General features: G+C 64.4%; 6 protein-coding genes and 1 pseudogene. 2 read left to right on the top strand and 5 right to left on the bottom strand.

Annotation, left to right across the window (positions count from 1 at the left end; translation table 11 throughout):
- A partial coding sequence (locus tag ACGFZS_RS49605; protein ID WP_393800816.1) for a hypothetical protein occupies positions 1-256 on the top strand: 256 nt, incomplete at its 5' end.
- Positions 257-843: 587 nt separating this feature from the next.
- On the opposite strand, the gene ACGFZS_RS49600 is transcribed toward ACGFZS_RS49605, so the two are convergent.
- From ACGFZS_RS49600 to ACGFZS_RS49590, 3 genes are all read right to left on the bottom strand, one after another.
- Entirely contained in the window at positions 844-1,212 is a 369-nt protein-coding gene (locus ACGFZS_RS49600; protein WP_393800815.1) for a hypothetical protein, read from the bottom strand.
- Between the two features lie 213 nt (positions 1,213-1,425).
- On the bottom strand, positions 1,426-1,746 hold the full coding sequence (locus ACGFZS_RS49595; RefSeq protein ID WP_393800814.1) for a hypothetical protein: 321 nt from the start codon (positions 1,744-1,746) through the stop codon (positions 1,426-1,428).
- A gap of 296 nt (positions 1,747-2,042) precedes the next feature.
- Positions 2,043-2,402 (bottom strand): DUF6086 family protein, encoded by a 360-nt coding sequence (locus ACGFZS_RS49590; RefSeq protein ID WP_393800813.1) that lies wholly within the window; start codon positions 2,400-2,402, stop codon positions 2,043-2,045.
- Between the two features lie 316 nt (positions 2,403-2,718).
- Between ACGFZS_RS49590 and ACGFZS_RS49585 the strand changes: the two are divergent.
- A pseudogene (locus ACGFZS_RS49585) lies at positions 2,719-3,009 on the top strand (integrase core domain-containing protein); the annotation flags it as partial.
- A gap of 253 nt (positions 3,010-3,262) precedes the next feature.
- On the opposite strand, the gene ACGFZS_RS49580 reads toward ACGFZS_RS49585, so the two are convergent.
- Positions 3,263-4,222: a hypothetical protein gene (locus tag ACGFZS_RS49580; RefSeq protein WP_393800812.1), complete on the bottom strand. Its 960-nt coding sequence runs from the start codon at positions 4,220-4,222 to the stop codon at positions 3,263-3,265.
- Position 4,223: 1 nt separating this feature from the next.
- Positions 4,224-8,723 carry an AAA domain-containing protein gene (locus ACGFZS_RS49575; RefSeq protein ID WP_393800811.1) on the bottom strand — a complete coding sequence of 1,500 codons (4,500 nt, stop codon included), beginning with the start codon at positions 8,721-8,723 and terminating at the stop codon, positions 4,224-4,226.
- Positions 8,724-8,889 lie beyond the last annotated feature (166 nt).

Here is an 8,889-nt window from a genome sequence, read left to right as displayed (position 1 = left end):
CTGCGCGATCCATCGCCGCCGCTGTCGTCGTCCTTGGAGTAATCAGACGGTGAGACGTACGTCCCGCGCCTCGACCATCACGCCTACCGCCACCGAATGCACACCACTTGCCGCAAAGACATCCACCGACGAACACCGGATGAACGCGGCGCCCGCCGACCTCGATCTTGACTTCTCCGGTGAAACACCGGTCCTGGACCGCCAGCTGGCGTTGCCAGTATCAGGCAGCCAGAGCCGATCGCCTCGAAGATGGTGAAGAGCCCAATCGATTGATGAAGCCGATCCGGAAATTCTCAATCGGCGGTATCACCTGCGCCGGGCAGCTAGCACAGCCGCCCGGCACAGGCCATCAGCTCGATGCTATGTCCACCGACTCACGATTTTCTAGGAATTTGAGCAGCTCCACGAAGAGCCGCGTCACTACCTGCATCTCACGGAGCAACTCCCAGTTTTGCAACTAGAAGCGCCCAGTAGAGATTTCCGCCGCTACCTAGGCTCTGCGCTAGATAGACAGAGAATCCGTCCAGCAGCTGGCCACCGGTTGCCGAGTTGCAGCCGTTCACGAACGCGACAAACTCGCGATATCCTCCGTTGAGCCCGTAGGCGTCTGGACGCTTTTGCACGTCCCTAAGTAACCGGCTGAAATCCATACCTGCAACCTCACGGCTTCCACGAATTGGGCATCATCACCGATTGACGAGGGATCCATTTCTCGTTTAGCCTCTCCGCCGGGGCGAGTTCATCCGCCGCGCCACCACGGCGGCTATGCACGCAGCTAACCGTAAAGACTTCTATGGCCTCGTAACATCGCAGGTACGCGATCAATGAGTTCACAGAAAATTCCTACGAGGGGCCCAAGTACTGATGTCGTTCGGCACCGGGGAACTCATGGACGCCCCTGTCGCGAATCTGCCATTCGGTCAACCCTTCGACCTCATGCGTGAGCATGAACAGTCCTTGTACCTCGGTGCCGGCCTCATCGGCGGGCGGCAGGACAGCCATTTCCGCCAACTGGTCGCGCAGCCAGGATACGCCCCCTTCTTGAATGTCACCGCCGTAAAAAACATACGACGTCCAATTGAACGGATGAGCCGGAAACCCCCACCCGCCGGAATAGTGATCGCCAGCATGCTTCGCGATGATTTCCTTCATCGCGGCAAGCTGAGCCTGATCACATTCCAGCCATCCTCGCACGAAGACATAAACGGCCACGATTCCAATACCCTCCGGATAATTCTCTTTTTAGGGCGACTTCCGTGCCAGTTCGTGATCAATGGTGGCCCGCCGGGTGAACCAGCGGACAACCAGGAGGAGTCACCCTGACCCGCACGCCGAGACCGGGTTGCGGGATCCTTGCCAGACCTGGCAAGCAGGCTATTCGGTAAGAACCGAGTAGGCTCCAGCCGCGGCTTGAAGCACGCCCGGTCAGTGAGGTGACCTCATGTATTCGGCGTCAGAGCGGTCAGGCCCTTCGGCCTTCAGTACCAGATCGATCCTCTCGACCAGATCCATCATTACAGTCACCTCTTCCTGAGGTCTGAGAATTTTCCCCAGAGCCAACGCAGGATCCTCGAGCACGAGCGTGCCATCGAAGATGATATTCAGGTTTAGAGTGAAGTCATCGAAATATCCTACGCGCGGATATTCACGACGAATCCAAACCCGTTCCTGATATTCGGCGTCACTCAACGCTCGCACAGCGGAGAGTATGTTTTCTCTCATTTCAGGGAATTCAATGTCTGTCATGTGAGTGAATTCCATCGGGTGAGCATCGCGGGCATTGGCCTTGACATCGCCCGCTATGGGATTTCCGTCACAACCTATGATCCCCCCCCCCGCCGCCCAAGCTGATACCACGTGGCTACAGCAGGGAGCCGTGGACGCTGGCGCCGACGTCGCCGACGTCCGGCATCGGTGCACACTCATCCGCATGCACCGTACGCGGACTGCCCCACCGGGCAGCCCGCGTACGGCTTACCGCGCAGTTCACGCTCCGCGCCGAGGGTGCCCCAGAGCATCCCGAGGCGGGCCGCACAAAGACCTCATCTCGCCATTGACCGACCCAGCGCCTGAGCCTCTAGGAGGAGATCGCGCTGCTCCTCCCCTTTCAGGTTGACGCAGACTCCCGCCCGTTCCAACAGAACCATGGAAGTAAGCAGGGTTCCGCGCAACTGCACCCGAAGAATTGAGTGATCTGTCGAGAAATACTCTCGCTGCAGCAGGCGAGTGAAGCCCTCGAAATCTTCCGGGTTGATTACGTACATGTCATTGGCAACGGGGCGGAGTCCGTGCGGGCACCCCAAAACTCGTGCCGCAGATTCGACCAGAGAAACGTACCACTCGCCCACCCGAAGCGATGGAGACCATACCGTGTCATCTCCGACATCGAAGATGTAACTCATTGCGCCCACTCCGTTTTTATTTCGACTCCGGGATTACTCTCTCGCAACCGGGAAATTTGCCCCTCCACAGCACTCCGGAAGCCTGGTTCAGCTCCCGGCTTGGTGAAATTAAAACCAATCGGCGCATGCTCGTACCCCGGGAGATGTTGGCGAGCCTCAAGATACGAGTTGAACTTCTTGGTCACGTGTTTCGCTATCCAGCTGGCGGTCAACAACCGGCCCCGCAAAATCCTCGGCTGGAAGACTCCGGCCGAGGTCTTCGAGGAGCAGCTACACTCACTTCAACAGCCCGGTGTTGCAACGACTGGTTGAACTCGCCCAATTCCGGTCCCGGAAATTCGTCCGGACTCTCGGTCGCCACCAGATGGTCGGACCGATAGGCAGAGTCGGGGCAGCCGGCGACAACGCGGCCATGGAGTCCTTCCTCAGCCTGCTGCAGAAGAACGTCCTCGACCGCCGGACCTGGACCACCCGCGAGGAACTGCGGATCGCGATCGTGACCTGGATCGAGCGGACCTACCACCGACGCCGCCGACAAGCCTCGCTCGGCCGGCTGACCCCCGTCGAATTCGAGACCGTCATGACCACACCGGCCCTCCAGGCCGCGAGACCGAACCTGTCACCCGAACCTGCAGCAGACCCAAGACGTGGGATCCGAAGTGGGGAGGCCCTACCTCGGTTCGAGAAGACGGAATAGCCTGGCCATGCGGCTACTGCGCTTGAGGAAGAGCACGAGCACTGCGGACGCTTCAACGTAAGTCGCCTTCAGGGTCAGTGTTCTATATTCTGCGCGGGCGGAGGAGGCGCCGTGAGAAATTCCGCGCTTTCTCCGCCCACGCTGGGTCGAGTGCACCCGCGGTTCAGGTGCCCGCCGTTGTTCCCCCGCCCGGACGGCGACGAGCGACAGAGGCCGGCGTTGGACGTTGGGTGGAGGCATTTGGATTGCGACCACGACCAAGTTCTGTGGGCGCAGCCGGAGTGGGCGGTACAGGAGGCGCTGCTGCCGTCGCCGCGAGATCATTCAGCGTGGCGTTCACCACCGGCCAGCACATATCGAGCGTGTCGCGGTTCGGTATGTGTCCGGTCCGTTTCTCCGCCAGGGGATGGACGAGATTCCTGTAGTGCCGGACAAGCTCCGAGGCCAGCTTGGCGTCGTGCTCGATCCATTTGTTCTCGTACGCGAACTCCACGAAGTCGTTCAGCCCCATTTTCCCCAACGGCTTGGGCATGCGTACGCCCGCGACGCGGACCTGCGCGGCATGCGCGAGTACGCCCTCCAGGAGACTGCCCAGCATGATGACCGCCGACGTGTAGGCGCCGTGCTCGTAGCAGGTGCGTGCCTCGTCCAGCCGGAGTTGCACGGTGGCAGCCAGTTCCGGGTCGCTCACCACCTCCGCCACGGAGACCTTCAGCTCGACACGCGGCAGCCGCCGTACTTCGTCTTCGAATCCGGCCTCACAGCGGACGAGGGCCAACTGGCCTCCCTCCTCGCCGACCCGGCGACCGTCGAGCACGAGTATCTCGTTGAGCCGCTTCAGCGTGGCCTGGTACTCCTGCTGCTGGTTGTAGTACTCAAGGCGATTCGCCAAGCGAAGGACGGCTCGCTTGGCGTCATCCACACCGTCCTCCTGTCGCTCCCTGAGGAGATCCAAGGTCCACTTGTGCCTCGGTGTACCGTCGTACTCCGGAACATCGTCCCAACCCGCTCGCTGGAAGAACGCGGCTATTTCGTACCCCTTCCGATAGAGCAGCGGCGTCTCGTCCCCACAGATCAGGTGGGCGATCTCCGTCAGCGTGCTGTCGTCGAAGATCTCGTTCACATCAGGCTCCTTCGAGAGAGACGGACGCATCCTCATCGAGCATGGCGTCGAGTTCATCGGTGGTGAGGTCGGCATCGTCCATCTCGACTGGGGACCAAATGCTCCCCGAGTCGCCCTGGTTCTCCTCGGTGACTCCAGGCCGGATTCCCAGAGCGTCAAGGCGTTTCCACAGCGGGGTCAGCGAATCCTCCGGAGATAGTGCGAACTCGCTGCTGCGTATGCGCCAGAACTGCCAGCCGGCTCGGCGCAGTTCGCGCTCCCGCTCGTAGTCCTCGCGGATCTGGTCGGGGGTGGAGTGATAGGGACTGCCGTCGCACTCCACGGCGAGGCGGCCCGTCTCTCCGACGACGACGAGGTCGATGCGTTTGCCGCTGACCTTCCACTGGGGGACGACGTGGTAGCCGCGTTCCTTGATCCTGCGGAAGACCCGCTGCTCGAAGAGGGACTCGAACGGATCGCACGGCTCGTCGGGCGAGACGGCGGACAGGCCGGGAGAGGTGCCCTGGAGTTCCGGCGGCGCCTGCATGTAGGTGAGCAGGGAGTGGCGCAGGTCTCTGCTGTTCAGCTGATCCGGTGTGACGGAGGTGAACAGCCACATCTGGTCGCGGGCCCGGCTGGCGGCCACGTTGAACCGCCTTCCGTCGCTTGGGCCGTTCACGAGCCGTATGTTGTCGGCGTCGACGACCAGCGAGAGCAGGATGACGTCCCGTTCGTCTCCCTGGAACTGTTCGGCCGTGCCGACACGGATGTTGTGCCGGTCCCGGATCGGGGAGTCGATACGCGTGTCGATAAGGTTCTCCAAAAGCCTTGTCTGGAGTCCGGAACGGAGCACGATGACTCCGAAACTCCGTTTCGCGTACGCCTCGTCCTCCGCGAGTTCCAGCAGCTTGGCGACGATGCGTTCGGCCTCGGGCCGGTTGACCAGAGTCTCTCGCCGTCCCTCGCAGTGGCCTTCCTGGACATGGACGACTTCGAGGGGGCGCAACCGGTCCGCTCCGTACTGGCGCAGCGGCACGAGTTCGTTGTCGGGATAGAACTGGGCGGAGGACCACTTGATGATCTCCGGCATGCACCGGAAGTGCTCGGTGAGCCGGATCGTCTCGCTGAAGCGCGCCGACAGCAGGTCGTAGAGGTTGGACTTGGGGCTGAGCCCGTCCCGCTGCCAGTCGGTGAGATGGGGCAGGAGCGAGTCGAGGAGTTCGTTGAGCCGCTCGTGCTTGCCGCCCGTGTAGAACGGGACACACTGCTTGTCGTCACCCACGACGATGATCCTCGGAGCGAGCCACAGCAGCATCAGCCCGTCCAGTCCGACCTGGCTCGCCTCGTCCACGATGACGACGTCGAAGGCGTCCGGCTCGGGATCGATCATCTCGGCCACCTGCTTGATCGGCATGACCCATGCCGGGACCGCGGCACGCGCGTCACGCATCGCGGAGCGGGCGGCCTTCAGGTGCCGCTTGCCGAGTGCCGTCATTCCCCTGCCAGCGTTCGCCGTGGCCGACGCGTAGGCGCTCAGTGCCTGTTTCTGTCCGGCCGTCATCCGGTCCAGGCAGTGGTACAGCGCCCGGTCGGCCGCCAGTTGGGTCACGGTCCTCCCCAACTGCGTCTCAGCTGCTTGCAGTTCTCCTTCCAGCTTGGCTTCCCTGCCAGGTGCCAGCATCGTGTCCTGGAAGGTGCGCGCTCGCCGCCACGCCCAGGCTCCGTTCAGGTCCATGAGACGGGTCTCCCAAGCCGTCTCGGCCGGGGACTCGGCGAAACGCCGGGCCAGTTCGGGATGGTCCTCGGACAGCCGGTCCAGGAGTTTGCGGGCCTGACGGCGATCGGCCTCCCGGTGAAACGCTTCGGTCAGCGCGTCGATCGCGGACGTGTACGCCTGCGGATCACGGGCGGTGACGGCCCGGTGCACCTCCGCCAGTTCGGCCACACCACGGGCATCGGGCCGCGGCAGCTGCTCGGCGATGGAACGCAGCCGCTCCTCCGCCGCACGAGCGCGGAGCAGTTGTTCCGCACCGTTCGCCGACGTACGGACGTCATCCCACTGCTGTGCCGTGCGCACGGTGGCCTTGATCCGGGCCTTGAGCAGGACGTCGTGCAGCTCACGCACGGAGTGGGTGAACCCGTCGACCGCGCGGAGGGTCGGCACCCGGTCCAGCAGCTGCGACAGAGCCACCTCCGTGGAGCCCTCGGCAGTGGGCACGCCGACGCTCTGCCAGCGCTCGTTCAGCTGCCGGACGCACTGGCGAGCCGCCAGATGGGCCACCAGAGCGGAGATCTCATCCGGTGTGCTGGGCTGCCGCCCGTCCACCCGGCAGTCCCGCAAAAGGACTTCGGCCTCCTTCTGCACCGGCTTCGGAGCCAGCTTGCGCAGCTTGCCGCCGCCGCGCAGGTACTGTTCGAGGTCCTTGCCGGCGGCGATCAGACGCGCTTCCTCAGCAAGCGCCACATCGGGTACGTCGAGCACGGCGAAGGACAGGTGCTGAAGCACGCTCTGCACCTCTGCGGCACGGGCGGACGACTGGCGTACTCCCTCCCACAACTGCTGTCGCCGGCCTGCCATCCCGTCCCGCAAGGCGCTCGTGGTCCACTCCTCGGGCGGCCAGGCGGCCGGGTCCCCTGGTAGGCCCTCGCTCTGCAGCGCATGTTCCGCCGCGTCCAACAGCTCGACCAGCGTCGTGATCAACTCGCTTCCCTGATCGGCGAGTTCGAGGGCGAGCGGGTCGGACGACGGTCCGGTACAGACGCGCAGAGCGGCGTCCAGGGCATTGACCGCCTCCTCGAACAGCACGGGGGCGACGAAGTCCGCGGGGTCCGGGCAACGGGCGGCATGCTCGTCCAGCACTCCGGCTCCGTGCCGGGACACCAGACCCAGCAGACGCTGCGCCTCGTCCTGGCTCAGCGAAGGTTCTCGGGGTGCCGAGGCGGGCAGGGCGGGCATCCAGTCGTACTTCGGTGCACCGGCAGTGGCGGTCTCCACGATCTCCGCGAGCCGCCCCCAGTAACCGGGTGCCACGTCGGGGTGTTCGTACCACTCCGCCTCACGAACAGCGCGGAGTTCGTCACGGAGCCGCGCGCGGGTGTCCGACAGTTCCGAACGTAGCGCCTCATGGCCTTTAATTCTCGCGTCGAGACGCTCCTTCGACTGGGTGGCACTGAGCTGGGAGAGCGCGCGCACGGATTGTTCCAGGTCGTCGCTGCCGTCCTGGCGCCGGTCGCCCTGGAGGACACAAAGGCTGCGCAGTTCGGCCGGCAGTTGCTGCCGGAGGACCTTGAGCGCCTGGCCCTTCTCGCTCGTCACGAGCACCCGCTTGCCGTCTGCCAGCAAGGCACACACCAGGTTGGCGATGGTGTGCGTCTTCCCGGTGCCGGGCGGTCCCTGGACGACGACGCCCGTATCGGTCTGAAGGCGCCTCAGCACATCCCGCTGGGCTTCATTCGACAGCAGCGGGAACAGCGGGTCGGGGCCGAGCGCGGGCGCCACGTCACGACCCCCCGCCGTACCCCACAGTCTGCGGTCTTCCGCTTCCAACTGGTACAGCAACTGGGCCAGACCCAGGGGAGCGACGGCGCCGGGCTGGGCGAGGCGGTTCGCGATGCCGTCGTAGAAGTTCACAAGGGCGCCCTGGCCCCGCTGGCGGAGAATGATCGCCGGCGCGAACCCGAGCGTGGGCACCGGCAGCATCGGGTCGGCGGACGGGCGGCCCCAGCCACGGTGGAACGCCACCGCGCGATCGGTGCCGAACGCCCTCTCCGACCAGTCGGCGAGCACGTCCTGGCAGTCACGGGACAGCGGATGGAATCCGTCCGCGTCGACACGGTCCCGCAGCGGGCTCAACAGACGGGTGCTGTAACCCTCGTCCGCGCCGAGGAACTCGCCGTCCTCCAGCCGCGCGGGGTCTCCGGGTGCGAGTGCGACGGTGATGGACATGTCCGCCGAATTCACGGTGAGAACCAGCGGCGCCGTCAGAATGTGCCGGGCGATACGCGCGGACGGACGCGCGGCCCCGAGGGTCAGGAATCCGGCTCCCAGTACCGCCTCGTATTCCTCGCCGTCCTGCTGAATCTTGGTCGCCATTCTGTACAGCTGCTGGTGGAGTTCCCGGTACGGCCGGTCGACGCGCTCCTTTTCCGACCACTTGCGCCACGCGTCGAGCCACCGCCCGTAGGCGCGCAGCACGTCGTGCGCGTCTTCCCGGCGGATCTCGAAGACCTCGAACAGGTCTCCGTTCTCGTCCTCCTGCCAACCCTGGCCCGGTCCCGATTCGGCCAGCGGCGGGGCTTCGGGCGTCGCGGTGGCGGCGGCCTCGGGATCGACCCACCCCGCCAGTACCTCGGGCAGGGCAGGAGCCGGGCGCGGCGGGCGATGGGCCACCTTGAGCAGGGTCCGGTCGCTGTCGGGGTGTTGCCGGAGCTTGTCGTCCGGCAGCCCGGAGAGCCAGAGAACCTCCGGATATTTCTGCCAGTCCCGCACCGGCTTGTACGACCCGCGAACAATTTCGCGCATGTATTCGATGAGTTGGCGCGTTCGGTGGACCGACTCCGGATCATTCGCGCGGAGTGCGGAGTGAAGAGACATCTATCCCCCCAGATCATGGCTCGGCAGAAAGCCTTCCAGGATGCGGGAGAGAAGCAGCGTCCTCAACAGGGACCGGCGGGTAATGACGTGAACA

The organism is Streptomyces sp. NPDC048288 (assembly GCF_043201555.1).
In the GTDB taxonomy this organism is placed as follows: Bacteria; Actinomycetota; Actinomycetes; order Streptomycetales; family Streptomycetaceae; genus Streptomyces.
This window is presented reverse-complemented; position numbering and strand designations above follow the sequence as displayed.